Annotated in this window: 23 protein-coding genes; 17 read left to right on the forward strand and 6 right to left on the reverse strand. The window is 70.6% G+C overall.

Annotated elements, in window-relative coordinates; genetic code table 11:
* Positions 1–97 precede the first annotated feature (97 nt).
* The 6 genes from pucL to polX all read right to left on the reverse strand — a co-directional run bounded on the left by pucL (position 98) and on the right by polX (position 4,826).
* Positions 98–1,021: a factor-independent urate hydroxylase gene (gene pucL / locus ACWC1K_RS19045; protein WP_099932192.1), complete on the reverse strand. Its 924-nt coding sequence runs from the start codon at positions 1,019–1,021 to the stop codon at positions 98–100.
* A gap of 6 nt (positions 1,022–1,027) precedes the next feature.
* Positions 1,028–1,420, reverse strand: a complete 393-nt coding sequence (gene uraH, locus ACWC1K_RS19050; protein WP_450832710.1) for a hydroxyisourate hydrolase — start codon at positions 1,418–1,420, stop codon at positions 1,028–1,030.
* A 4-nt stretch (positions 1,421–1,424) separates the two neighbouring features.
* Positions 1,425–1,937 (reverse strand): 2-oxo-4-hydroxy-4-carboxy-5-ureidoimidazoline decarboxylase, encoded by a 513-nt coding sequence (uraD, locus tag ACWC1K_RS19055; protein WP_450832712.1) that lies wholly within the window; start codon positions 1,935–1,937, stop codon positions 1,425–1,427.
* Between the two features lie 136 nt (positions 1,938–2,073).
* Positions 2,074–2,442: a helix-turn-helix domain-containing protein gene (locus ACWC1K_RS19060; RefSeq protein ID WP_030940519.1), complete on the reverse strand. Its 369-nt coding sequence runs from the start codon at positions 2,440–2,442 to the stop codon at positions 2,074–2,076.
* Positions 2,439–2,699 carry a thiamine-binding protein gene (locus ACWC1K_RS19065; RefSeq protein ID WP_450832714.1) on the reverse strand — a complete coding sequence of 87 codons (261 nt, stop codon included), beginning with the start codon at positions 2,697–2,699 and terminating at the stop codon, positions 2,439–2,441. The genes ACWC1K_RS19060 and ACWC1K_RS19065 overlap by 4 nt, the downstream gene beginning before the upstream one ends.
* 375 nt (positions 2,700–3,074) lie before the next feature.
* The gene (polX, locus tag ACWC1K_RS19070; RefSeq protein ID WP_450832716.1) at positions 3,075–4,826 is read right to left on the reverse strand and encodes a DNA polymerase/3'-5' exonuclease PolX; all 1,752 of its coding nucleotides are present in this window, start codon (positions 4,824–4,826) and stop codon (positions 3,075–3,077) included.
* A 124-nt stretch (positions 4,827–4,950) separates the two neighbouring features.
* Between polX and ACWC1K_RS19075 the strand changes: the two genes are divergently transcribed.
* From ACWC1K_RS19075 to ACWC1K_RS19155, 17 genes are all read left to right on the forward strand, one after another.
* The gene (locus ACWC1K_RS19075) at positions 4,951–5,937 is read left to right on the forward strand and encodes a lytic transglycosylase domain-containing protein (protein ID WP_450832717.1); all 987 of its coding nucleotides are present in this window, start codon (positions 4,951–4,953) and stop codon (positions 5,935–5,937) included.
* Between the two features lie 268 nt (positions 5,938–6,205).
* The gene (locus ACWC1K_RS19080) at positions 6,206–7,222 is read left to right on the forward strand and encodes a sigma-70 family RNA polymerase sigma factor (RefSeq protein WP_450832719.1); all 1,017 of its coding nucleotides are present in this window, start codon (positions 6,206–6,208) and stop codon (positions 7,220–7,222) included.
* Positions 7,223–7,939: 717 nt separating this feature from the next.
* Entirely contained in the window at positions 7,940–8,887 is a 948-nt protein-coding gene (locus tag ACWC1K_RS19085) for an ABC transporter ATP-binding protein (RefSeq protein ID WP_450832742.1), read from the forward strand.
* Positions 8,884–9,654: an MlaE family ABC transporter permease gene (locus ACWC1K_RS19090; RefSeq protein WP_363299291.1), complete on the forward strand. Its 771-nt coding sequence runs from the start codon at positions 8,884–8,886 to the stop codon at positions 9,652–9,654. Before ACWC1K_RS19085 ends, ACWC1K_RS19090 begins: the two co-directional genes overlap by 4 nt.
* 3 nt (positions 9,655–9,657) lie before the next feature.
* Positions 9,658–10,461: an MlaE family ABC transporter permease gene (locus ACWC1K_RS19095; protein WP_351467129.1), complete on the forward strand. Its 804-nt coding sequence runs from the start codon at positions 9,658–9,660 to the stop codon at positions 10,459–10,461.
* A gap of 5 nt (positions 10,462–10,466) precedes the next feature.
* Entirely contained in the window at positions 10,467–11,702 is a 1,236-nt protein-coding gene (locus ACWC1K_RS19100; protein WP_450832720.1) for an MCE family protein, read from the forward strand.
* Positions 11,699–12,736 (forward strand): MCE family protein, encoded by a 1,038-nt coding sequence (locus tag ACWC1K_RS19105; RefSeq protein WP_450832722.1) that lies wholly within the window; start codon positions 11,699–11,701, stop codon positions 12,734–12,736. Before ACWC1K_RS19100 ends, ACWC1K_RS19105 begins: the two co-directional genes overlap by 4 nt.
* 260 nt (positions 12,737–12,996) lie before the next feature.
* Positions 12,997–13,977 (forward strand): MCE family protein, encoded by a 981-nt coding sequence (locus tag ACWC1K_RS19110; protein ID WP_450832744.1) that lies wholly within the window; start codon positions 12,997–12,999, stop codon positions 13,975–13,977.
* Positions 13,974–15,101, forward strand: a complete 1,128-nt coding sequence (locus ACWC1K_RS19115) for an MCE family protein (protein WP_450832723.1) — start codon at positions 13,974–13,976, stop codon at positions 15,099–15,101. Before ACWC1K_RS19110 ends, ACWC1K_RS19115 begins: the two co-directional genes overlap by 4 nt.
* Positions 15,098–16,369: an MCE family protein gene (locus ACWC1K_RS19120; protein WP_450832725.1), complete on the forward strand. Its 1,272-nt coding sequence runs from the start codon at positions 15,098–15,100 to the stop codon at positions 16,367–16,369. The genes ACWC1K_RS19115 and ACWC1K_RS19120 overlap by 4 nt, the downstream gene beginning before the upstream one ends.
* On the forward strand, positions 16,366–17,637 hold the full coding sequence (locus tag ACWC1K_RS19125) for an MCE family protein (RefSeq protein WP_450832726.1): 1,272 nt from the start codon (positions 16,366–16,368) through the stop codon (positions 17,635–17,637). Before ACWC1K_RS19120 ends, ACWC1K_RS19125 begins: the two co-directional genes overlap by 4 nt.
* Entirely contained in the window at positions 17,610–18,110 is a 501-nt protein-coding gene (locus ACWC1K_RS19130) for a hypothetical protein (RefSeq protein ID WP_450832728.1), read from the forward strand. Before ACWC1K_RS19125 ends, ACWC1K_RS19130 begins: the two co-directional genes overlap by 28 nt.
* A gap of 23 nt (positions 18,111–18,133) precedes the next feature.
* Positions 18,134–18,817, forward strand: a complete 684-nt coding sequence (locus ACWC1K_RS19135) for a hypothetical protein (RefSeq protein WP_450832729.1) — start codon at positions 18,134–18,136, stop codon at positions 18,815–18,817.
* 182 nt (positions 18,818–18,999) lie between these two features.
* The gene (locus ACWC1K_RS19140) at positions 19,000–19,839 is read left to right on the forward strand and encodes a TIM barrel protein (protein WP_450832731.1); all 840 of its coding nucleotides are present in this window, start codon (positions 19,000–19,002) and stop codon (positions 19,837–19,839) included.
* Positions 19,840–20,002: 163 nt separating this feature from the next.
* Entirely contained in the window at positions 20,003–20,893 is an 891-nt protein-coding gene (locus ACWC1K_RS19145) for a 2-hydroxy-3-oxopropionate reductase (protein WP_450832733.1), read from the forward strand.
* Positions 20,894–21,053: 160 nt separating this feature from the next.
* Positions 21,054–22,526, forward strand: coding sequence for a catalase (locus ACWC1K_RS19150; RefSeq protein WP_450832735.1), 1,473 nt, complete (start codon positions 21,054–21,056; stop codon positions 22,524–22,526).
* A 370-nt stretch (positions 22,527–22,896) separates the two neighbouring features.
* Positions 22,897–23,136 (forward strand): hypothetical protein, encoded by a 240-nt coding sequence (locus tag ACWC1K_RS19155; protein WP_450832736.1) that lies wholly within the window; start codon positions 22,897–22,899, stop codon positions 23,134–23,136.
* The last annotated feature ends 337 nt before the right edge of the window (positions 23,137–23,473 follow it).

Below are 23,473 nucleotides of genomic sequence, written 5' to 3' on the forward strand. Positions count from 1 at the left end.
AGAGGGCACGGCAGGACCCTAGGAGTTTTGAGTGCCGTGACCGGGGATGCTGGTTCCCCGGTCACGGGTGCCGAATATCGAGCCGCCCGGAAGGTGCTCAGAGGTTGGTGAGGTCCACCGGGATCTTCGGCTCGCAGCCGTCCCGCAGGATCGTCGCCTCGATCAGGCCGTAGGGGCGGTCGGCGGCGAAGTACACCTCGTTGTCGTTCTTCAGCCCGAAGGGCTCCAGGTCGACGAGGAAGTGGTGCTTGTTCGGCAGCGAGAAGCGGACCTCGTCGATCTCGCTGCGGTTGTTGATGATCCGCGAACCCATTTGGTACAGGGTCTGCTGGAGGGAGAGCGAGTACGTCTCGGCGAAGGCCTGGAGCATGTGCTTCTTCGTCTGCTCGTAGGACTTCTCCCAGTTGGGCATCCGCTGCTCGTCGTCGGTCCAGTTGAACCGCCAGCGGGCCGAGACCGACGTGGCCAGGATGCGGTCGTACGCCTCCTGGAGCGTCGTGTACTTGTCCTTGACGTAGCCCCAGAACTCGGAGTTGGTCGAGTTCATCACCGTCAGGTCCTTGAGTCCGGAGACGACCTCCCACGACGAGCCGTCGTAGGTGATCTGGGTCAGCCGGGTCTCCTGGCCCTTGCGGACGAAGGAGTGCTTGACCTCGTCCGCGCCGATGAACTGGGAGTTCGCGTCGGACGCGGCGATCCGCTCCCAGGCGTACTCCTCGATACGGATCCGAGCCGTCTTGATCGGCTCCTGGCTGGTGACGAAGTGCCTGGCCAGGTGGATGCCGAACTGCTCGGCCGACTCGATGCCGTGCTCCTTGGCGAACGCGTACACCGTGTTCTTGGTGGTGTCGGTCGGCAGCACGTTGGCGTTGGAGCCGGAGTAGTGGACCTCGTCCATGTCGCCGCTCAGCGCGACGGACACGTTCAGGTCCTTGATGTGGTGGGTGGCGCCGTCCCGCGTGATCTTTACGACTCGGTTCTCGGCCTTGCCGTACTGGTTCTGTCCCAGGATCGTGGGCATTGTCTGCTAGCTCCCTCGGTAAACGGAGTAGCCGAACGGGTTGAGCAGCAGCGGCACGTGGTAATGCTCCCCGGGCTTGACGGCGAAGGTGATCGCCACCTCGGGAAAGAACACGGCACCGCTGTCCCGATTCGCGGGGGCGTCCTGCTGCGCATCGGCTTGCTTCTTCTCGAAGTACGGTTCCACGGCGAAGTCGAGCCGTACATGGGTCGTCCCTTCCGGCAGGGCCGGCAGGTCCTTGCACCGTCCGTCCGCGTCGGTCGCGGAGCCGCCGAGCGTCTGCCACGCGGCGTCCCGGCCGCTACGGGCCCAGAGCTCGATGGCGACGCCCTCGGCGGGGCGGCCGATGCTGGTGTCCAGGATGTGCGTGGACACGGAGGCGGTGGTGCTGGTGCTCATGGTGTCAGGCTTCCTCTTCGACGAGTCGGGCCAGTCGGATGCGGTTGATCTTGCCCAGCTCGGTGCGGACGATCTCCCGCTCCTGCTCCGGCGAGTTGCCGATCCGGTCCTTGACCGCGTCCCGCATCTGCTCGCCGGTCCGGCCGGTGGCGCAGATGAGGAAGACATGGCCGAACCGCTCCTGGTAGGCCAGGTTCAGTTCGAGCATCTCCGACTTGAGTTCCTCGGAGGCGCCGGCCATACCGCGCTGCTCCCTGGCCGAGGTGGGGTCGCCCGGCTTGGGGCGGCCGATCGGCGGGTGCCCGGCCATCGCCTCGGCCAGGTCCTCGGCGCTCAGCTCGGCCATGGCGGCGTCACTGGTGGCGAAGAGGTCCTCCGCGGTGGCGTACGGGCGGGCGGCGAGCAGCCGGCGCGCCCAGGTGGTGGAGGCACACGCCTCGTGGAGGGCGGCGAGGGCCGCGTGCTCCTCCAGTACGTTGAACCGGGCCAGGCCCGGGGGCGTGGAAGTCGACGTCACGGGTGCCTCCGTGGCCGTGAGAACGGCCTTCGTGCTGAACTGGCTGCGGTTAGCTAACGCCCCCACGCAACGCCACGTCAACACTTTGTTGAAAATTCGGGGTAACAAACCCGTCCGGACGGCGACCCCCGGGGCCTCAGCCCTCCTTCTCACGGTTCAGATAGTTGTAGACCGTGAACCGGCTGACGCCGAGCGCGCCCGCGACGGTCTCCACGCCGTGCCGTACGGAGAAGGCGCCGCGCGCCTCGAGTATCCGTACGACCTCCTGCTTGGCCTTGCGGTCCAGGTCGGCCAGGGGCTTGCCCTGCTTGCGCTCCATCGCGGCGAGGATGTGATCGAGGGAGTCGGCGAGCTGGGGCAGGCGTACGGCGACCACGTCGGCGCCCTCCCAGGCGAGCACGACGTCGTCGGGGCCGGCCTCGTCGGGCGGGAGCAGCTCGCCGCCCATGGCGTCGACCAGTGGTTTCACGGCCGTGATGAACGGCTCGTCCCCGGTGCCGGTCACTCGGCGCCCTCCCCGGCCGTGTCGACCACGTTGACCTGCAGCGAGACCCGGGTGGCACCGGCCTCGAGCGTCCGGCGGAGCAGCGCGTCCACGGCACTCAGCACGGCGTCGGCGGCGCCCTCCGCCGTGTTGCCGAACGGGCCGACGTCCACCGCGTCCAGCTCGGCCGCCTCGATGACCTGGCGGGCGACCACCGCGTGCGCGGGCGCCTCGTCGAGATCGAAGGGCTCGGTCGTGAACTCCACTCTCAATCGCACTGTGCCCCCAGACACCCTTCTGACCTGCTCTTTCACCCTGACGTCCCTTGGCGAGGGGCAGCAGGGCGGAACGGGGACGCCTTCATCGACTGCTCGACTGGCGCGATGCACCGCAGGCCGGCCAATTTCACCGCGGCGGAGCCGGTACGTCCGCCACGAGGCGACCCTAACCGACCCGCGGCCCACACGGCCCCGCAGACGACCAAGCCGTCCGCGCACCCGGTCATCCGCCCGGACTTCACGGCGCCGCCGCTCGGGTACCCGCTTCGCAGACTCGACGGTCTGCGCCGGCCCTGGTCCACGCCCTTCCAGCGAGCGCCGCGCCCGCTGGGCCACTCCCGTGGCCTGATGACCGATGACGGTCGCGGCCTTCCGTCACGGCCTGCCCTGCCGCCCCTTGTGCAGGAAGCCCCGCAGCCGGCGCTCCGGCCAGGTGTTGATGACGTCCTCCCGGGTGAGCCGGCCGCGCTGGGCGGTGCCGATGCCGTAGCGCATGTTCGCCAGGTGGGGGACGGCGTGGGCGTCGCTGTCGACGGCGAACTTCACGCCGTGCCGTCCGGCCCGCAGGATGTCCTCGTCGCGCAGGTCGAGGCGGTCCGGATGGGCGTTGATCTCCAGGGCGGTGCCGGTGCGGGCGCAGGCAGCGAAGATCGCGTCGAGGTCGGCGTCGATGCCGGGCCGCTTGCCGATGATGCGGGTGGTGGGGTGGCCGATGATGTTGACGTACGGGTTCTCGCAGGCCCGTACGATCCGCCGGGTCAGGGCCTCGCGCTCCTGGCTGAAGTGCGAGTGCACGGAGGCCACGCACAGGTCGAAGCCGGCGAGGAACTCCTCGGGCCAGTCCACCTCGCCGTCCGGGCCGATGTTCAGCTCGACGCCGTGCAGCAGCCGCAGACCGCCGCGCCTGCCCCGGGTGGCGTACGTCCCGTCGAGCTCGCGCACCCGCGCGCGCTGGGCCAGCATCCGCTCGTCGGTCATGCGCTGCATGGCCATGTCCGGGCCGTGGTCGGTGATCGCGTAGTAGGCCCAGCCGCGCTCGGCGGCGGCCTGCACCATCTCCTCCAGCGGGGCGAGGCCGTCGGTGAGGTCGGTGTGGGAGTGCAGATCGCCGCGCAGGTCCGCCTCCGTCACCAGGTCGGGCAGTTCGCCGTGCAGCCCGTCCTCGATCTCCCCGCGGTCCTCGCGCAGCGTCGGCGGGATCCAGGGCAGCCCGAGCCGGGCGTACACCTCCTCCTCGGTCTCGGAGACGATCTTCTTGCCGCTCTCGACGTCGAAGAGCCCGTACTCGGAGAGCTTCAGCTTCTGGTGCACGGCCAGTTCGCGGGTGCGGATGTTGTGCGCCTTGGAGCCGGTGAAGTACTGCAGTGCCGCGCCCCAGGAGTCCGGCGGTACGACCCGCAGATCGACGTTGAGGCCCTTGCTGGTGCGCACGGACGTCTTCTTCTCTCCCGTGCCGATCACCTCGGTGACGTACGGCAGCTCGGTGAACGCCCGCATGATCGGGGCCGGTTTCGTGGCCGCGGCGAGGATGTCGATGTCGCCGATCGTCTCGCGCATCCGGCGCAGTGACCCCGCGTAGGCGCAGCGCAGACAGCCGGGCACGGCGGACAGACCGGTCACGATGTCGTCGGCGAGGTCCATGGCCAGGTCGATCTGGACGCGGCCCCCCGCGGACTGCAGGAGCGAGATTCCGTGGAGGATGTTCTCCTCCGTCTTCGGTCCGAAGCCCTTCAGATCGCGCAGCCGCTCCTCGTGGATGGCGTCGGCCAGTTCCTCGACCGAGGAGATGCCCAGCTCCTCGTAGACCGTCAGTGCCTTCTTCGGGCCGAGCGTGGGGATGGCGGTCAGCCGGCAGACCCCGGCGGGGATCTTCGCCCGCAGCTCCTCGACGGCGGAGACGCTGCCGTGGTCGAAGTACTCCAGCACCTTCTGGGCGATCGACCTGCCCACGTTCGGGATCTGCTGGAGGCCCTTGAGGTCGAGCGTGGCGACGTCGGCGTGGTGGCCGCCGAGCGACCGGGCAGCCTTCTCGTAGACGCGTGCCTTGAACGCGTCTCCTCCGGTGATCGAGATCAGGTCCGCGTACTCCTGGAGCAGCGCGGCGACCTCGTCGTTGGACCGGGCCACACCTTCAGGGTAGGCACGCCGCGACGGACGTGCCGTCCTCCCCCGTAGAGCAGATGACAGGAGTTCTCAGGGAGGGGACCGCAAGGTGACAGGGCGCAGGGTCAGGCGGGTCAGGGGTACGGCGGTGGCAGCGGCGGCGATGGCGGCACTGACCGCGTCGCAGGCGCCGGGGACGGTCCCGGCACGGGCGGATGCGCCGGTGGCGCAGCCCGCCGGGCACGGGCCGAGTGTGTCCGGCGACGCCCCGTACCGCACGGAGCTGCCCCCGCTCACGCGCAAGCACGAGGGCCACGAGGGCCACGAGGGCGGCGCACCGGCGGCCGTGGGCGGCGCGGTGCCCGCGACGGTCTTCGCCGCGTACCGCCGTGCCGAGGCGGAGCTCGCGCGCACCGCGCCCGGCTGCGGGCTGCGCTGGCAGCTGCTGGCCGCGATCGGGCAGGTGGAGTCGGGGCAGGCGGACGGCGGGCGGGTGAGCGCGGACGGCACGACCGTGACGCCGATCCTGGGTCCGCGTCTGGACGGCGGTGCCTTCGCCGTCGTAGCGGACACGGACGGTGGCGCGTACGACGGGGACACGGTGTACGACCGTGCGGTGGGCCCGATGCAGTTCATTCCGTCCACCTGGGCCCGCTGGGGAGCGGACGGCAACGGCGACGGACGGGCCGACCCGGGCAACGTCTTCGACGCGGCCCTCGCCGCCGGGCGGTATCTGTGCGCGGCCGGAGGGGACCTGTCCGAACCGGCGGGGCTGGACCGGGCGATCCTCGGCTACAACCACTCGGAGGCCTATCTGCGCACGGTGAAGGCCTGGTACGCGTACTTCCTGGAGGGGCACACGGTGGTACCGGACGGCTCCACGGGTTCCTCGGTACGGCCCTCGACGCGTCCCGGATCCTCGCACCCCGCGAAACCGGCCGCGACCCCGAAACCGACGCCGAAGCCGTCCCCTCGGCCGGCCACCACCCCGTCCGTGCCCGCCTCTCCGCCCCCGTCCAACTCCCACCCGACAGCCGGTACTTCACCCGAGCCCCTCACCCCGATGCCCACCCCGTCCATCGCCCTGCCGACCGACGACGTGCTGCCCAGCGGCCTCCCGCTGACCGGCGGCTGACCAGTAACGGCGCGGACTCGATGCCCGCTCCCCCCTCCACAACCGCCGCTACCGGGCGGTAATGTCGCCCTCCGCCGGGCTGGGACGAGACCGGTGGGTGCGCCTGTGTCATGTCACCGGCCGGATCAGCGCGCTGCGTCCGGGGGTCCCCCCGCTCGAGCGAAGTCGAGAGTGGGGGCGCGTGCGAGCCGAGGCGCCGGAGCGTGCGTGCCGGACGTCGCGCGCCTGGCCGGGACACGACACAGGCGCTGAGAGCAAAGGGGCCCTCATGGCGACGGAGATACCTGCGGAGGCAAGAGCTGCCGACGAGCGTTGGCGCCGCATGTGGAGCCACCGTGAGCAGCTGCTCAGGGTGGCCCGGCGCAGGTCGATGAGCCAGGAGGACGCCGAGGACGCGGTGCACGAGGCGATGCTGCGCGCGGCCGAGCGGCCGGACCTGGACGACGAGCGGCTCGGGGCGTGGCTGACAACGGTCACCATGCGGTTGTGCGTCGACCGGTACCGGCAGGTCAACCGGGAGGCCGAGGTTCGCACCAGCCCCACGCTGATCGCGCCCGGGCCGGTGCCGGTGGAGGAGGCCGTGTGCGACCGGGCGGAGGCCAGGTGGCTGGCGGTGCGCAGCGGTGAGCTGCCGGCGCGGCAGGCGGAGGCGCTGCGGCTGAAGTCCGAGGACCTGGACGTGAGCCAGGTCGCGGTGCGAATGGGGCTCAGCTACCGGACCGTCGAGTCGCTGCTGGCCCGGGCGCGGCGGACGCTGCGCGCCTCGCTCGCCGGGACGCTCGGGTTCGTGCTGTTCCTGTTCGGGCGGGGGCGGCTGCGGGCGGGCGGCAAGGCGCAGGCGGTGGCGGCCGCGTCGACGGCGGCCACGCTGGCGGTGGCGGGTTTCGTCCTGCCGTACGCCCTGGACGGTGGCCACCCGGCCACGACTCCTGCGCCGGCCGCGTCCCCCGCCCCCGGGAAGGCCGCCGAGACGGTACGCCCGGAAGGCGCCGGCCGCACGCCCACCGCAAACGCCCGCAAACTGTCGACGGCGGCATCGACACCGTCGACCGGCACCCGCAAGGGCTCCCTGCTCCCCCTCTCGGTCCCGCCCCTCCCAAAGGCATCACTGTCCCCCTCGGTCCCGGCAGTCCCCGAGGTCCCGAAGCTACCGAGCACCCCCCACCTCTCAGCCCTGCCGGACGTCCCCACCCCGACGACAACACTGCCCAGCCTCCCGGAGACTCCGGACATCCCGTCCGCACCGACCTCACTCCCGGCACCGACGCCGACCGGACTGCCGTAAAGGCGACAGCCGCACCACCAGCGCCGACCGCGCCGCCGCAACTGCGGTCGTGCCGCCGGCGCCGTCATGCCGCCATAGCTGCGACCAGTCGCGGCGCCGTCGCCGCCCGTCCCCCCATAGCAGCGGCCGGTCGCGCCGCCATCGCCCACCGTCCCGCCCTAGCTACGAGCACTCGTGCTGCCGGTGCAAGTCCATGCCGCCATGGCTGCGGCCAGTCCCGCAGCCGTCGCCGCCCATCCCACCGCAGCTGCGACCAGTCGCACCACCAGCGCCCCCCATCCCGCCGCAGCTGCGGGCAGTCGTGCCGCTGGGGCGGCGCCCGTCCCACTGAAAGCGGCACCCGTCCCACGCGGGCCCCCTCCCGACGCCAGCGACACGCCTCCTCCGGCCGTCCCTCAAGCCCCCGAGCACCTCGGACCGCGCCCACCCCCAAGCCGCCGCAGGCACCCCGCAGCTGCGACCAGTCGTGCCGCTGGGGCGGCACCCGTCCCACTGAAAGCGGCACCGTCCCACGCGGGCCCCCACCCCGACGCCCACTTCCGGTCCCCCCCCAGCCCCCGAGCGTCTCGGCCCCGCCGACCGCGCCCGCCCCCCCCAAGCCGCCGCAGGCAAACCCCGCACACCCCTCAGAAAAAAATCCGCCTCCCCGCGACGGACCCCCCGCCCCTCCCCGTAGAGCAGATGTCGGAGCTGCTCCAGGGCCGAGAGGTGGACCGGATGGGTGTCGAGATCTGTGTGGAAGGGCTGACCAAGTCCTTCGGTCACCAGGTCATCTGGCAGGACGTCTCGCTGACGCTGCCCGCCGGGGAGGTATCGGTCATGCTCGGCCCCTCGGGCACGGGCAAGTCGGTGTTCCTCAAGACGCTCGTGGGCCTGCTGAAGCCGGAGCGCGGCTCGATCACCATCCAGGGCCGGGACATCACGAAGCTGCGCGAGCACGAGCTGTACGAGGTGCGGAAGCTGTTCGGTGTGCTGTTCCAGGACGGCGCGCTGTTCGGTTCGATGAACCTCTACGACAACATCGCGTTCCCCTTGCGCGAGCACACCCGCAAGTCCGAGAGCGAGATCCGGCGCATCGTGCTGGAGAAGATGGACATGGTCGGGCTCATCGGCTCGGAGCCGAAGCTGCCCGGTGAGATATCCGGTGGAATGCGGAAACGGGCCGGGCTCGCCCGCGCCCTCGTCCTCGATCCCGAGATCATTCTCTTCGACGAGCCCGACTCCGGTCTCGACCCCGTCCGCGTCGCCTATCTCAACCAGCTCATCGTCGACCTCAACGCCCAGATCGACGCGACCTTCCTGATCGTCACCCACGACATCGCCTCCGCCCGCCAGGTGCCGGACAACATCGGGCTGCTGTTCCGCCGCGAGCTGGTGATGTTCGGGCCGCGGGAGGAGCTGCTGACCAGCGACGAGCCGGTCGTCAGGCAGTTCCTGAACGGGCGGATGCAGGGCCCGATCGGCATGGCGGAGGAGAAGGACGCCGCCCAGGTCGAGCAGGAGCTGGCCGCGCTGGGCGGCAGCGAGAGCGCACGGACACCCGGCAGCCAGGCTCTGACTCCCCGCCTGCTGCCGGGGCCGGGCATCACCCGGCCTCCACGCTGGGAGGCGATCGCCCGGCGGGAGGCGGAACTGCGGCGCCGGAAGGCGGTGGCGGACGTATGAGACTGTCGCCGACCGGAGCGCTGCGGCAGTCGGGGAACCTGTTCGCGATGGCGCTGGACGTCGTCCGGACGTTGCCCCGACGGCCGTTCCAGGCAAGGGAGTTCATCCAGCAGGCCTGGTTCGTCGCCAGCGTCACCATCCTGCCGACCGCGCTCGTGTCCATCCCCTTCGGGGCGGTCATCGCGCTGCAGATCGGCAGTCTGACGCGGCAGCTCGGCGCCCAGTCCTTCTCGGGTGCCGCCTCGGTGCTCGCCGTACTGCGCGAGGCCTCACCGATCGTCACCGCGCTGCTGATCGCGGGCGCCGGCGGCACCGCCATCTGCGCGGACCTCGGCGCCCGGAAGATCCGCGAGGAGATCGACGCCATGCAGGTCCTCGGCATCGATCCCATCCACCGGCTGGTGGTGCCGCGGGTGCTGGCCTCGATGGTGGTGGCGGTGCTGCTCAACGGGCTGGTGTCGGTGGTCGGCGTCGCCGGCGGCTATTTCTTCAACGTCGTCCTGCAGAACGGCACCCCGGGCGCCTATCTGGCCTCCTTCACCACCCTCGCCCAGCTCTCCGACCTGTGGGCGGCGGAGATCAAGGCGCTGGTCTTCGGGGCGATCGCGGCGATCGTCGCCTCGTACAAGGGACTGACGGCGAAGGGCGGCCCGAAGGGTGTGGGCGACGCCGTGAACCAGTCGGTGGTGATCACCTTCATGTTGCTGTTCGTGACGAACTTCGTGATGACCGCGGTGTATTTCCAGGTCGTCCCGCAGAGGGGTTGAGGCATGGCGCTGTTCAGCAGTCTGGAGGAGCTCGGCCGTCAACTCTCCTTCTATGGAAGGTCGTTGGCGTGGACGGGCCGTACCGTGCGCCGGTACAAGAAGGAGATCCTGCGGCTGCTCGCCGAGGTGAGCTTCGGCCGCGGCGCCCTCGCCGTCGTCGGCGGCACGGTGGGCATCATCGCCTTCCTGTCGTTCTTCACCGGCACCGAGGTGGGACTCCAGGGGTACGCGGCGCTCAACCAGCTCGGCACCTCCAACTTCGTGGCGTTCCTCTCGGCGTACTTCAACACCCGGGAGATCGCCCCACTGGTCGCCGGACTCGCGCTGTCGGCGACCGTCGGCGCGGGCTTCACCGCCCAGCTCGGCGCGATGCGGATCAGCGAGGAGACCGACGCCCTGGAGGTCATGGGCGTGCCCTCGCTGCCGTTCCTGGTGACCACGCGGATGATCGCGGGGTTCGTGGCCGTGATCCCGCTGTACGTGATCGGGCTGCTGTCCTCCTACCTCGCCGCCCGCACCATCACCACCGGCTACTACGGGCAGTCGGCGGGCACCTACGACCACTACTTCCAGCAGTACCTGCCACCGGTCGACGTGCTGTGGTCCTTCGGGAAGGTGCTGGTCTTCGCCGTTCTGATCATCCTCGTGCACTGCTTCTACGGCTACTACGCGAGCGGCGGCCCGGCAGGGGTCGGCGTCGCGGTGGGCCGGGCCGTGCGGACCTCGATCGTGGCGATCAACGTCCTTGATTTCTTCCTCTCGTTGGCCATCTGGGGCGCCAACACGACCGTACGGATTGCGGGGTGAACCGTATGAGGGTGTGGAGACTGCGGTTGTACGGCGTGGTGTTCCTCGCCGTACTCGCCCTGCTGCTGTCGCTGTCCGTCGCCGTGTACCGGCAGGCGTTCACGCCGGTCGTACGGATCAGGCTGGAGGCCGACCGCCTCGGCAACCAGCTCGACCCGCGCGCCGACGTCAAACTGCGCGGCCTGCTGGTCGGCGAGGTGCGCTCGGTGCACGCCGACGGGCACAAGGCGACGCTCGACATCGCGCTCAAGCCGGAGTACGCCGCCGACATCCCGTCCGACGTGCGGGCCCGGCTGCTGCCCAAGACGCTGTTCGGCGAGAAGTACGTCGACCTGGTCGCGCCCGCGCGTTCCTCGGCCCGGCCCATCCGCGCCGGTGACGTGATCACGCAGGACCGCACCCGCGTCGGCATCGAGTTGCAGCAGGTGATGAACGACCTGCTGCCGCTGCTGCGGACCGTGCAGCCCGGCAAGCTCAACGCCACGCTGTCCGCGTTCGCCACCGCCCTCGAAGGCCGCGGCGACCGGATCGGCGAGAACCTCACGCGCGTGGAGGACTATCTGCACCGCATCAACCCTCATCTGCCGTCCCTCACCGAGGACTTCGCCCGGCTGGCCGATGTCGCCCAGGTGTACGGCGACGCGGCGCCGGACCTGATGGAGATCCTGCGCAACACCGTGACCACCAGCCGCACGCTGGTCGCGGAGCAGGACCGGCTCGCGTCGGCCCTCACCACGACGGCGGGAGCCGCGGGCACCGCACAGGACTTCCTCGACGAGAACGGCGACCGGTTGATCACCCTGGGGCAGGTCTCCCGCCCGACCCTCGCACTCTTCGCCCGCTACTCCCCCGAGTACCCGTGCCTCTTCGCAGGCCTGGTCCACGAGGAGCAGGCGTCCGAGCAGGCGTTCCGGGGCGGCAAGATGCACATCACGCTGGAGGTCGTACGGCAGCAGGGGGCGTACCAGCCCGGCGAGGAGCCGCGCTACGCGGACCGGTCGGGGCCCGACTGCCGTGACCTGCCGCATCCTTCGGTGCCCGCACCGGGGTTCCACCTCAACGACGGCTCCAGGAAGGGCGGTTCGTCCGGTCCGCTCGGTGTCTCCGCCACCCGGGCCGAACAGCGGGCGGTCGGCTCGCTGGTGTCGCCCGTGATGGGGATGCCCGCCGACGAGGTGCCGCCGGTCGCGACGCTGCTGTTCGGGCCGATGGCGCGCGGGACGGCGGTGAGCGTCGCATGAGGACCTCGGCAGCGCGGCAGACCGCCGCTCCCCTCATCAAGTTCAGCCTCTTCGCGCTGGTGACGATCGTGGCGACGGCCCTGCTCGCCGCCACCATCGTGAACCTCTCCTTCACTCCCGACCGCACCTACCGTGCCGTCTTCAGCGATGTCACAGGCCTGGAGAAGGGCGACGACATCCGGGTCGCCGGAGTGCGCGTCGGGCAGGTCCAGGGCATCCGGATCAAGGACCGCACGCTGGCGGAGATCACCTTCACCGTCGGCGCCGACCGGCCGCTGCTCACCAGCACCCACGCCGTCGTCCGCTACCGCAACCTGGTCGGGCAGCGCTATGTGGCCCTGACCGAGGGCCCGGGCGACGGCACCCCGCTGAAGCCCGGCGGCACCATCCCGCTGCGGCGAACACAGCCGGCACTGGACCTCAACGCCCTGCTCAACGGCTTCAAGCCGCTGTTCGCCGCGCTCAGCCCGCAGGACGTCAACCAGCTCGCCACCGAGATCATCAAGACGCTGCAGGGCGAGGGCGGCACGGTCACCAGCCTGCTCGCGCACACCGCTTCGCTCACCACGACCCTGGCCGGCCGGGACAAGCTGATCGGCTCGGTGATCGACAACCTCAACACCGTGCTGAAGACGCTGGACAAGCGCGGCTCCCGCTTCTCCGAACTGATCGGGCAGTTGCGGCGGGTGATCTCCGGGCTGTCCGCCGACCGGAAGCCCATCGGCCAGTCCTTGGCGAGCATCGGCGATCTGACGGACGCCACCTCGGGGCTGCTGAAGGACGCGCGGCCGCCGCTGAAGGACGACATCGCCCGGCTGACCGATCTCACCGGCACGCTGAACGACAACGAGAAGACCGTGGAGGGCGTCCTGCAGCGGCTGCCGAACAAGCTCAACGCACTGACGGGGACCGCGTCCTACGGCTCCTGGTTCAACTTCTACCTCTGCGACTTCGACGGCCGGATCGTCCTGCCGAAGACCAAGCAGGCGCTCACCCCCGATCTGCACGTGGCGAGGGCGAGGTGCGGATCATGAGCCGAAAGACCCGCCCGGAACCGCTGGTGAAGGTCCGCATCGACCGGCCGAAGCTGCCGAGGCCACGGCTGCCCCGGCGTGCGCCCCGGCCGCACAAGCCGGAACCGCTGATGAAGGTGCGCATCGACCCGCCTCGCCTGCGGCGCCCGAAGCCGCAGCCGCTGCCGCAGCCGCTCCCGGCGACACCGCGCCCGCAGCCCATGATGAAGGTGCGCATCGACCCGCCCAGGCTGCCGCGCATACGGATCCGGCGGCCCCGCCTGATCCCGTTCCGCGAACGCAACCCCGTGGTGATCGGGGCCGTCGGCCTCACCGTCCTCGCCCTGCTGACCGTGGCCGCGTTCAACGCCGACAGCCTGCCGTTCATCGGCGGCGGCGACACGTACAGCGCGGCCTTCTCGGAGGCCGGCGGGCTCAAGCCCGGTGACGAGGTGCGGATCGCCGGGGTCAAGGTCGGCAAGGTGGAGACCGTCGACCTGGACGGCGACCACGTCAAGGTCACCTTCAAGGTCAAGGGCGATCCCGGCCTCGGCACCGACACCGGCGCGTCGATCCGGATCAAGACGATCCTCGGCGCGAAGTACCTCGCGCTGCAGCCCAAGGGGCCGGGCCGGCTGAAGCCGGGCAGCGAGATCCCGCTCAGGCACACCGTGCCGGCGTACGACGTCGTGCAGGCGTTCAGCGACCTGACCACCACCACGGAGAAGGTCGACACCGGGCGGCTGGCGAAGGCCCTGGACACCATCTCCACCACCTTCCAGGACTCGCCCGCCGAAGTGCGCGCGTCCATCAAGGGCCTGTCGGAGATCTCCCGCACGGTCGCCTCCCGCGACCAGGCCCTCGGTGAACTCCTCGACCACGCGAACGGCACGACCGGTGTGCTCGCCGACCGCTCGAAGGACTTCACCGCGCTGGTCAAGGACGGCGACCAGCTGTTTCGGGAGATCAGCAGGCGGCGGGAGGCGATCCACAAGCTGCTGAAGACCTCCGCCGCGCTCGGCATCGAGCTCTCCGGCCTGGTCCAGGACAACGAGAAGGAGATCGGGCCCGCGCTCGAGGGCCTGAAGCGTGTGGTGCAGATGCTCGAACGCAACCAGGCAAGCCTCGACCGCAGCGTGCAGCTGCTCGCGCCGTATGTGCGGGTCTTCACCAACGCCCTGGGCAACGGCCGTTGGTTCGACTCGTACGTCCAGAACCTGGTCGCCGCTCCGGTGACACCGCGGACGGGAGGTTCACAGTGAGGCGCCTGAAGACACGCCTGGCGGTGCTCACCGCACTCGCCCTGGTCGCCGCCCTCACCTGTGTGCTGTGGCCGCGGCCCGAGCCGGTGCGCGTCACCGCGTACTTCCCGCGCGCCGTCGGCATCTACCCCGGCTCGGACGTCCGCGTCCTCGGCGTCCGCATCGGCGAGGTCAAGAAGATCACGCCCGAGGGTGAGCGGGTGCGGGTGGAGCTGGAGTACGACCACGGGCGCAAGGTCCCCGCCGGCGCCCGGGCGGCGATCATCAACTCCTCGGTGGTCAGCGACCGTTATGTGCAGCTGCTGCCGGTGTACCGGAAGGGTCCGGTCATGCGCAGCGGTGCCGTCATCCCCGAGAACCGCACCGCCGTACCCGTGGAGCTGGACCGGATCTTCGACAGCCTGCACACCACGGCCGAGGCGCTGGGCCCCAAGGGCGCCAACAAGGACGGCTCCCTCTCCCGGCTGCTCGGGGTGAGCGCCGACAACCTCGACGGGCAGGGCGCGAACCTCAACCGGAGCGTCCAGGACCTGTCGCAGGCGGTCACCACCCTGTCCGACGGCCGCAAGGACCTGTTCGGGACGGTGCGGAACCTCCAGGTGTTCACGGCGGCACTCGCGGCCGACGACAAGAGCGTGCGGTCCTTCAACACCAGTCTCGCCGACGTCGCACAGCAGCTCTCGGGCGAGCGTCAGGATCTGGCGGACGCGCTGACGAACCTGGGGACGGCGCTCGCCGACGTGTCCGCGTTCGTCAAGAACAACAAGAAGTCCCTGACCTCGAACGTGAAGGGCCTCAGCAAGGTGACCAAGGTGCTCGTCACCCAGCGGGCCGCTCTGGACGAGCTGTTGCGGGTCGCCCCGACGGGCCTGTCGAACCTCAACAACGCCTACAACCCGTCCTCCGGCACCCTCGACACCCGCAACAACGCCCAGCAGGCGCAGGACCCCGCCTCGCTGCTGTGCTCGATCCTGCGGACGACCGGCGACACGGGCGGCAGGAACCCCGACTGCAAGCAGCTGAAGAAGCTCTTCGACTCGCTGCCCGAACTGCCCACGCAGGGCACCGCGGTGACCGGCACGGTCGACAGGACCCTCGGCGGGATCCTGGGGGCGAGCGCATGAGCACACGACGCAAGGCCGGGACACTCGCCTGGGCGGCGGTCGGTTCGCTGCTGCTGTCCGGCTGCGAGTTCAACGGCTGGTACGACGTCCCGCTGCCCGGCGGCGCGGCCGACGACGGACACGCCTACCACGTCACCGTCGACTTCCGTGACGTCCTCGACCTGGTGCCGCAGTCGGCGGTGAAGGTCGACGACGTCACCGTCGGCGCGGTGGAGAAGGTGGAGCTGGACGGCTGGCACGCGCGTGTACGGCTGCGGGTCGCCGACTCGGTGAAGCTGCCCGCGAACGCGGTCGCCGAGCTGCGGCAGACCAGCCTGCTGGGCGAGAAGTACGTGGCGCTCGCGCCCCCGACTGGCACCGCCCCCGTGGGCCGGCTCCGCGAAGGCGACCGCATCCCGCTCTCCCGCAGCGGCCGCAACCCGGAGGTCGAGGAGGTGCTCTCCGCCCTGTCCGCCCTGCTCAACGGCGGTGGGGTCGCCCAGCTGAAGACGATCACCGTGGAGCTGAACAAGGCCCTGGACGGCCGGGAGAACCGGGTCAGATCACTGCTGAAGGAGCTGGACACGTTCGTCGGCGGACTCGACAAGCAGAAGGCCGACATCATCCGCGCGATCGAGGCCGTCGACCGGCTCGCGGGGCGGCTCGGCAAGGAGAAGAAGACCATCGCCGAGGCCGTCGACACGATGCCGCCCGCCCTGAAGGTCCTGGCCGACCAACGGCGCAACCTGACGAAGATGCTCACCGCCCTGTCGAAGCTGGGCAAGGCGGGCACCAAGGTGGTCGACGCCTCGCACGACGACACGGTCGCGAACCTGAAGAAGCTCCGGCCGATCCTGCAGCAGCTGAACAAGTCGGGCAACGACCTGCCCAACTCCCTTGAGCTGCTGACCACTTACCCGTTCCCGCGCAACGCCGTGGACACGGTCAAGGGCGACTACGTCAATCTGCACATCACCGCGGATCTCGATCTGGCGGACCTCTACGGGAACGTGGCGGGCGGCAACTCCGGCCATGGCCAGGGCGGTTCGCCGACGCCGGGCGGCTCCCCCACCCCGGGCCTCCCGCAGGTGCCGGGCGTCCCGACGCCGGCCCCGCTGCCGAGCACGCCGAGCCTGCCGTCGTCGCCCTCCGTGCCGTCGCCACCCTCGAGTGGCGGCGGGCCGCTGTGCCCGCCGGTGTGCACGAGCAGCTACACCACCGGAGCGAAGCCGCCCGAGGGCATCGACCTCGCGCTCGCCGAGCTGATGCTGAAGGGGGTTCAGCCGTGATCACTCGTACGGTCAAGGCCCAGCTGGTGGCCTTCGCCGCCGTCACCGCGGTCGGGGTGTCGTACGTCGGCGCCCGGTACACCGGCCTGGTGGACGACGTCCTGGGCCGCGGCTACACGGTGCGGGCCGACTTCGCCGACTCCGGGGGCATCTTCCCCGGCGCGGAGGTCACCTACCGCGGGGTGCCCGTGGGCAAGGTCGGCGCGCTGAGGCTGAGCGGCTCCGGGGGTGTCTCGGTCGCCCTCGACATCAAGGACGGGGCGCCGCGCATCCCGGCGGACACCCTCGCGGTGGTGGCGGACCGCTCGGCGGTGGGCGAGCAGTACGTCGATCTGCAGCCGCGCACCTCGCACGGCCCCTATCTCCTCGACGGCAGCGCCATCCCGCGCGGCAGCACCCGTGTGCCGCTGCCCACGACGGACCTGGTCCTCAGCCTGGACCGGCTGGTGAACTCGGTCGGCAAGCACGACCTGCGGGTCACCGTCGACGAGCTGGGCAAGGCCTTCGACGGCACCGGCCCCCACCTGAGCCGCCTGGTCGACTCGGGCAACGCGCTGGTGGAGTCGGCGTCCCGGTCCCTGCCCGAGACGGTCTCGCTGATCGAGAACTCGCGGAAGGTCCTGAAGACACAGGCCGACCAGGGTTCGTCCATCAAGTCGTTCGCGCACGATCTGGCGGCGCTCAGCGCGCAGTTGAAGGCGAGCGACGGGGACCTGCGCAAGGTGATCGGCAACGCGACACCGGCCGCGCAGCAGGTCGACTCACTGCTGAAGTCGACCGGCCCGGGCCTGTCGGTCCTGCTGGCCAACCTGATCAGCGGCGGCCGGGTCACGCTGGCACACCTGCCCGGCGTCGAGCAGGCCCTGGTGACCTTCCCGGCGCTGGTCGCGGGCAGCTACACGGTGGTCCCCGGCGACGGCACCACCCACTTCGGGCTGGTGGTGAACGCGGGCGACCCGCCGCCGTGCACCAAGGGATACGGCACCACCTGGCGCGACCCCTCGGACACCAGCACCCGTGCGGCCAACACCGCCGCGCACTGCACCGCCCCGCGCGGCGGCAAGACGTCGGTGCGGGGCGCGCAGAACGCGCCCGGCGCGACGTCCGGCGGCGCGAACCAGGCGGCGTACATCACGCCGTACGACCCGGACACCGGCACCGCGACCGGTCCGGACGGAAGGCCCGTCGAGATCGGCTCGACGGGCGGCCAGCAGACGGTGTTCGGAAAGGAGTCGTGGCAATGGCTGCTCGTCGGCCCGATGGCATGAACAGGGTCCTGACGGTGGGGCTGGTCGCGGCGACCGTCCTCACCGCCGCGGTCGCCGGCTGGCTGGGCTTCGCCCTGCACGACCGGCACGCGACGGAACAGCGGCGCCAGGACCTCCTGGCCGCGGCCCGCCAGTCCGCGCTGAACTTCACCTCGCTCGACTACCGCCACTACGACCGGGACAGCGCGAACGTCCTCAAGGGCGCCACCGGTGACTTCAAGAAGCAGTTCACCGCGCAGACGGCACAGCTGACCAAGCTGGTGGCCGAGAACAAGTCCGTGTCCGAGGGGCAGGTCCTGGACGCCGGCATCGTCCGCTCCGACGCCCACTCGGGCCGCGTCCTGGTGGTGGCCGACAGCAAGGTCACCAACACCGCCGCACCCCAGGGGCAGGCGCGCACCTACCGGCTGCAGCTCGACCTGGTGTACCGGGGCGGGCGCTGGCTGACCTCCGACGTCGAGTTCGTGGGCTGACGGGCCCAGTGAGGAGTACGACCATGGCGAACCCGACCACCCGGAGCCGCACGATGAGCGCGGCCGCCCGTGCGGCGGCCAAGCGCACCAAGCGGGTGGAGCACCTGAAGCTGCCCGAGCCGCCGGCCACGGACCGCTGGGACGACCCGCCGGAGCCCTCGCCGGAGCCGCTGGAGCAGGACCCGGACGCCCTGACGGAACCGGAGGGGAGCGCACCCCGGCCCGGGCCCCGGCGGAGACTGCTTCCCGCGGTGCTCGGCGTCCTTCTGGTGGCGGCCGTGGTCGCCGCCGCGCTGCTCGGGCGGCAGTACGCGCAGGGCCGGCAGGCGGAGAGCGCACGGTCGCAGGCGCTCGCGGCCGCGAAGCAGGCGGCGCCGGTCGTGCTGTCGTACGACTACCGGCATCTGGACCGGGACTTCGCCCGGGCCCGCACGCTGCTGACCGGGCACTTCAAGGAGCAGTACGGGAAGACCACGAAGACGGTGGTCGGGCCGACGGCGCAGAAGTACCACGGGGTGGTGAGGGCGACCGTCCCCGCGGCCTCCGTCGCCTCGGCCGCACCGGACAGGGTCACGGTGCTGCTCTTCGTCAACCAGGTCACGCAGAGCACCCAGGTCTCCAGCTCCCGGCTGGACCTGAACCGGGTGCGGATGACGATGAGCCGTACCTCCGAGGGCTGGAAGGTGAGCGCCGTGGACGCCCTGTGATCAGCCGCTTCACCGTGCCCCCGCGCCTTGTGCGCGGGGGCACTTTTTTGTCCGCGCTTCGGCGGGCGCTCTTGACAGTCCTCCCCGACCACAGGCAGTCTTCCATTAAGCAGAAAGCAACTTCCACATTACGGAATCGCTAGCGATAGCCAGAGTCGCCACGGAAGGGAGCGCCGACCCCCATGGGATTTGCAGAGCAGCGCTTCAACGTCAACCTGTCGATCCTCTTCACGGAACTCCCGCTTCTGGAGCGCCCCGCGGCCGCCGCCGCCGCGGGCTTCACCGCGGTCGAGCTGTGGTGGCCCTGGGTCGACTCCCCCACCCCCGAGCGGTCCGAGCTCGACGCCCTGAAGAGGGCGATCGAGGACGCGGGCGTCCAGCTCACAGGCCTGAACTTCTACGCCGGGCAGCTTCCCGGACCCGACCGCGGCGCCCTGTCGATCCCGGGTGAGGAGTCGGAGAAGTTCCGCGCCAACATCGAGGTGGCGACGGAGTTCGCCCACTCGCTCGGCACCAAGGCGCTCAACGCGCTGTACGGCAACCGCGTCGAGGGCGTGGACCCCGCCGAGCAGGACGCGCTCGCCCTGGAGAACCTGGTCCTCGCGGCCCGCGCGGCCGACCGCATCGGCGCGATCCTGCTGATCGAGACGCTCAACCAGCCCGAGTCGCCGCTGTACCCGCTGGTGTCCGCCCCGGCCGGCATCGGCATCGTCGACAAGGTCAACGCCGCGACGGGGCTCGGCAACGCGAAGTTCCTCATGGACCTGTACCACCTGTCCATGAACGGTGAGGACCTTTCCTCGGTGATCGAGCAGTACGCGGCGAAGACCGGCCACGTCCAGATCGCCGACACCCCCGGGCGCGGCGCCCCCGGCACCGGCTCGCTCCCGCTTCAGGAGCTCCTCGACCAGCTCAAGAAGGCCGGATACGAGGGCTGGGTCGGCCTGGAGTACAAGCCGGGCGACCGGCCCAGTGCGGAGGCCTTCGGCTGGCTGCCGGTGGAGTACCGCGCCGCTCGCTGACGGCGTCGCCGCCCGGGGGCTGCCGCCCCCAGGCCCCCGCTTTCGGCCTGAACGGCCTCGTCCTCAAACGCCGGACGGGCTGGATTTCGCCGACCGGCGCCAAGAAGTGCGCCCGGCCTCAATTCACAGACGTAGCACCGCAGTTCAGAGAGGTACCCCCAATATGAGCACCCTCCCCAAGATCGCCTGGATCGGCCTCGGCATCATGGGCTCCCCCATGTCCGAGAACCTGATCAAGGCGGGTTACGACGTCACCGGGTTCACCCTGGAGCAGGACAAGCTGGACCGCCTGGCGGCCGCCGGCGGCACCGTGGCCGGGTCCATCGCCGAGGCCGTGCGGGACGCCGACGTCATCATCACGATGGTGCCCGCCTCGCCGCAGGTCGAGGCGATTTCCTACGGCCCCGACGGCATCCTGGAGAACGCGAGGGCGGGCGCGCTGCTGATCGACATGTCGTCCATCACGCCGCAGACCTCCGTGGACCTGGCGAAGGCCGCCGAGGCCAAGGGCATCCGGGTGCTGGACGCGCCGGTGTCCGGCGGTGAGGCCGGCGCCGTCGAGGCCGTACTGTCGATCATGGTCGGCGGCGAGCAGGCCGACTTCGACCTCGCGAAGCCGATTCTCGAGGCGCTCGGCAAGACCATCGTGCTGTGCGGTCCGCACGGCTCGGGCCAGACCGTGAAGGCCGCCAACCAGCTGATCGTCGCCGTGAACATCCAGGCGTGCGCCGAGGCCGTGGTCTTCCTGGAGAAGTCCGGCGTGGACCTCAAGGCCGCCCTGGACGTCCTCAACGGCGGTCTCGCGGGCTCGACCGTGCTGACGCGGAAGAAGGACAACTTCCTCGCCCGCGACTTCAAGCCGGGCTTCCGTATCGACCTGCACCACAAGGACATGGGCATCGTCACCGACGCCGCCCGCAACGTCGGCGCCGCCCTGCCCGTCGGTGCCGTGGTCGCGCAGCTGGTCGCCAGCCTGCGTGCGCAGGGCGACGGCGGCCTGGACCACTCGGCTCTGCTGCGGGCGGTCGAGCGCCTCTCGGGCGCTCAGCTCTGAGACTTCCGGGTCGCGGCGCCGCTGACATCTGTCCTGTCGCGCCCAGGCGGCGCCGCGACCCGGAATCAACTTCAACAAACTGTTGACGCCCAACCCGCCCACTTCTAGGCTCCACAAAGCGGAAACAAGTTTCCGCTGACACCCGCACGGAAGGTCCACGATGTCGAAGCGCGTGCTCACGGCGAGAACTCTCACTACGGAGTCCGGCGCCCCGGTCGCAGACAACCAGCATTCCGCCTCCGCCGGCATCGGCGGACCGCTCCTCCTCCAGGACCAGCACCTCCTGGAGAAGCTGGCGCGCTTCAACCGCGAACGCATCCCGGAGCGCGTGGTGCACGCCCGCGGCTCGGGCGCCTACGGCTACTTCGAGGTGACCGACGACGTCACCGGGTTCACGTACGCCGACTTCCTGAGCGCGGTCGGCAGGCGCACCGAGGTCTTCCTGCGGTTCTCGACGGTGGCGGACTCGCTGGGCGGGGCGGACGCGGTCCGCGACCCGCGCGGCTTCGCCGTCAAGTTCTACACCGAAGAGGGCAATTACGACCTCGTCGGGAACAACACCCCGGTGTTCTTCATCAAGGACCCGATCAAGTTCCCGGACTTCATCCACTCGCAGAAGCGCGACCCGTTCACCGGCCGCCAGGAGCCGGACAACGTCTGGGACTTCTGGGCGCACGCCCCCGAGGCCACGCACCAGGTGACCTGGCTGATGGGCGACCGCGGCATCCCCGCCTCGTACCGCCACATGAACGGCTACGGCTCGCACACCTACCAGTGGACGAACGCCGACGGCGAGGCCTTCTTCGTCAAGTACCACTTCAAGACCAACCAGGGCGTCCGCTCCCTCTCCTCCGAGCAGGCCGCCGAGATCGCGGGCAAGGACCCGAACTCGCACCAGACGGACCTGCTGCAGGCCATCGAGCGCGGGGTGAACCCGTCCTGGACCCTCTACGTCCAGATCATGCCGGCGGCCGAGGCGGCGGACTACCGCTTCAACCCCTTCGACCTCACCAAGGTGTGGCCGCACAAGGACTACCCGCTGCGGCGCGTGGGCCGCCTGGTCCTCGACCGCAACCCGGACAACGTCTTCGCCGAGGTCGAGCAGGCCGCGTTCTCCCCGAACAACTTCGTGCCGGGCATCGGCCCCTCGCCGGACAAGATGCTCCAGGGCCGGCTGTTCGCCTACGCGGACGCCCACCGCTACCGGCTGGGCGTCAACCACACCCTGCTGGCGGTGAACGCGCCGAAGGCGACGACCGCGCAGAACTACGGCCGCGACGGCTTCATGGCGGTCAACGCCCAGGGCCGCGGGGCGAAGAACTACGAGCCGAACTCGTACGGCGGCCCGGTGGAGACCGGCCGCCCCCTGTCCGCCCCGCTGGCGGTGACCGGCCACACCGGCACCCACGAGGCCCCGCCGCACACCAAGGACGACGACTTCTTCCAGGCGGGCGAGCTGTACCGGCTGATGTCCGCGGACGAGAAGTCCCGTCTGATCGCCAACATCGCCGGCGGCCTCTCCCAGGTCTCCCGCGACGACGTGATCGAGAAGAACCTGGCCCACTTCCACGCCGCCGACCCGGAGTACGGCAAGCGCGTGGAGGAGGCGGTCCGCGCCCTGCGCGAGGACTGACCCACAAAGCGGCCCGCGAGCGCCGGACGGCCCGGATGAGGGGTGGCCGGCCGGCGGTGGCGGGCGAGGCAAGGACCGCGGCGGCGTGCGAGCCAGTGCGGTGGTGAAGGTCCCGGGCGCTGCTTCTTCGACCTGAGGGGAGCAGCGCCGCGGTTCCGTCGCACCCGCCGCGGTCCCAGCCGTCCTCCGTACCACCCGCAGACTCCGTCCGGCGGCGCGAACGTCCTGTCGCGCCCAGCCTCGCACCGCCGGACGGCCACAACCGAAGACCTCACCGGCCGAGCGGCGCCGGATGCGGACGGTCCCGCATCCGGCGCCTTTCGGCGTTCGTGGGGGTGCGCATCGGCGCGGCCCGCAGGACGCTGAAGGCATGGCACATCCAACGCAGCATCCGCACATCGTGGTGCACTCGCCGGCCCTGGACGGCTCCCGGCGGGTCACGGAGGGCGACCAGACGCTGGGGATCGCCACGCACGTCGACGACGTCAGCGAGATCCTGCGCCTGGCCGACCTGTACGTCACGGACGTCGAGCACAGCGACCTCATCGAGTGGCAGGGCGGCGGCCCGGACGACTGGCCGGGGCTGTCGGAACACCACGAGGGGCCGTGAGCACATGCGTACTCCTACGCCCCGGGACGTAGGACGTCTACGCAAACCTCAAATCCAGCTCTGAACATGGTTCAAGAGGCTTCAGCCGCACCCGCCCGAGGGCATAGTCACGTCACATGGGGCCCGCCGACACGGGGGCGGCGGGCTCCATGACGGGGGAACCGGGAGATCGCACGGGGGAAACGGGGGATCTCACGGGGGAAACGGGGGATCTCACGGGGGAAACGGGGGACGGCTCCTCGGAGCCGGGCACGCGAAAGGGGCGGTCCGACCGGAAGGTCGGACCGCCCCACAGCAGTCGGCCGGGTCACACCTTCCCCGCATGCCCCCAGCGCCG

This window comes from Streptomyces sp. NPDC001492 (assembly GCF_053597275.1).

Coding starts and splice junctions, on each gene's coding strand:
- ACWC1K_RS19085 (WP_450832742.1), top strand. CDS start 7,940: ATGGGTGTCGAGATCTGTGTGGAAGGGCTGACCAAGTCCTTCGGTCAC.
- ACWC1K_RS19105 (WP_450832722.1), top strand. CDS start 11,699: ATGAGGACCTCGGCAGCGCGGCAGACCGCCGCTCCCCTCATCAAGTTC.
- ACWC1K_RS19140 (WP_450832731.1), top strand. CDS start 19,000: ATGGGATTTGCAGAGCAGCGCTTCAACGTCAACCTGTCGATCCTCTTC.
- uraH (WP_450832710.1), bottom strand. CDS start 1,420: ATGAGCACCAGCACCACCGCCTCCGTGTCCACGCACATCCTGGACACC.
- ACWC1K_RS19130 (WP_450832728.1), top strand. CDS start 17,610: ATGGCTGCTCGTCGGCCCGATGGCATGAACAGGGTCCTGACGGTGGGG.
- ACWC1K_RS19135 (WP_450832729.1), top strand. CDS start 18,134: ATGGCGAACCCGACCACCCGGAGCCGCACGATGAGCGCGGCCGCCCGT.
- pucL (WP_099932192.1), bottom strand. CDS start 1,021: ATGCCCACGATCCTGGGACAGAACCAGTACGGCAAGGCCGAGAACCGA.
- ACWC1K_RS19120 (WP_450832725.1), top strand. CDS start 15,098: ATGAGCACACGACGCAAGGCCGGGACACTCGCCTGGGCGGCGGTCGGT.
- ACWC1K_RS19150 (WP_450832735.1), top strand. CDS start 21,054: ATGTCGAAGCGCGTGCTCACGGCGAGAACTCTCACTACGGAGTCCGGC.
- ACWC1K_RS19080 (WP_450832719.1), top strand. CDS start 6,206: ATGGCGACGGAGATACCTGCGGAGGCAAGAGCTGCCGACGAGCGTTGG.
- ACWC1K_RS19090 (WP_363299291.1), top strand. CDS start 8,884: ATGAGACTGTCGCCGACCGGAGCGCTGCGGCAGTCGGGGAACCTGTTC.
- ACWC1K_RS19145 (WP_450832733.1), top strand. CDS start 20,003: ATGAGCACCCTCCCCAAGATCGCCTGGATCGGCCTCGGCATCATGGGC.
- ACWC1K_RS19100 (WP_450832720.1), top strand. CDS start 10,467: ATGAGGGTGTGGAGACTGCGGTTGTACGGCGTGGTGTTCCTCGCCGTA.
- ACWC1K_RS19095 (WP_351467129.1), top strand. CDS start 9,658: ATGGCGCTGTTCAGCAGTCTGGAGGAGCTCGGCCGTCAACTCTCCTTC.
- ACWC1K_RS19155 (WP_450832736.1), top strand. CDS start 22,897: ATGGCACATCCAACGCAGCATCCGCACATCGTGGTGCACTCGCCGGCC.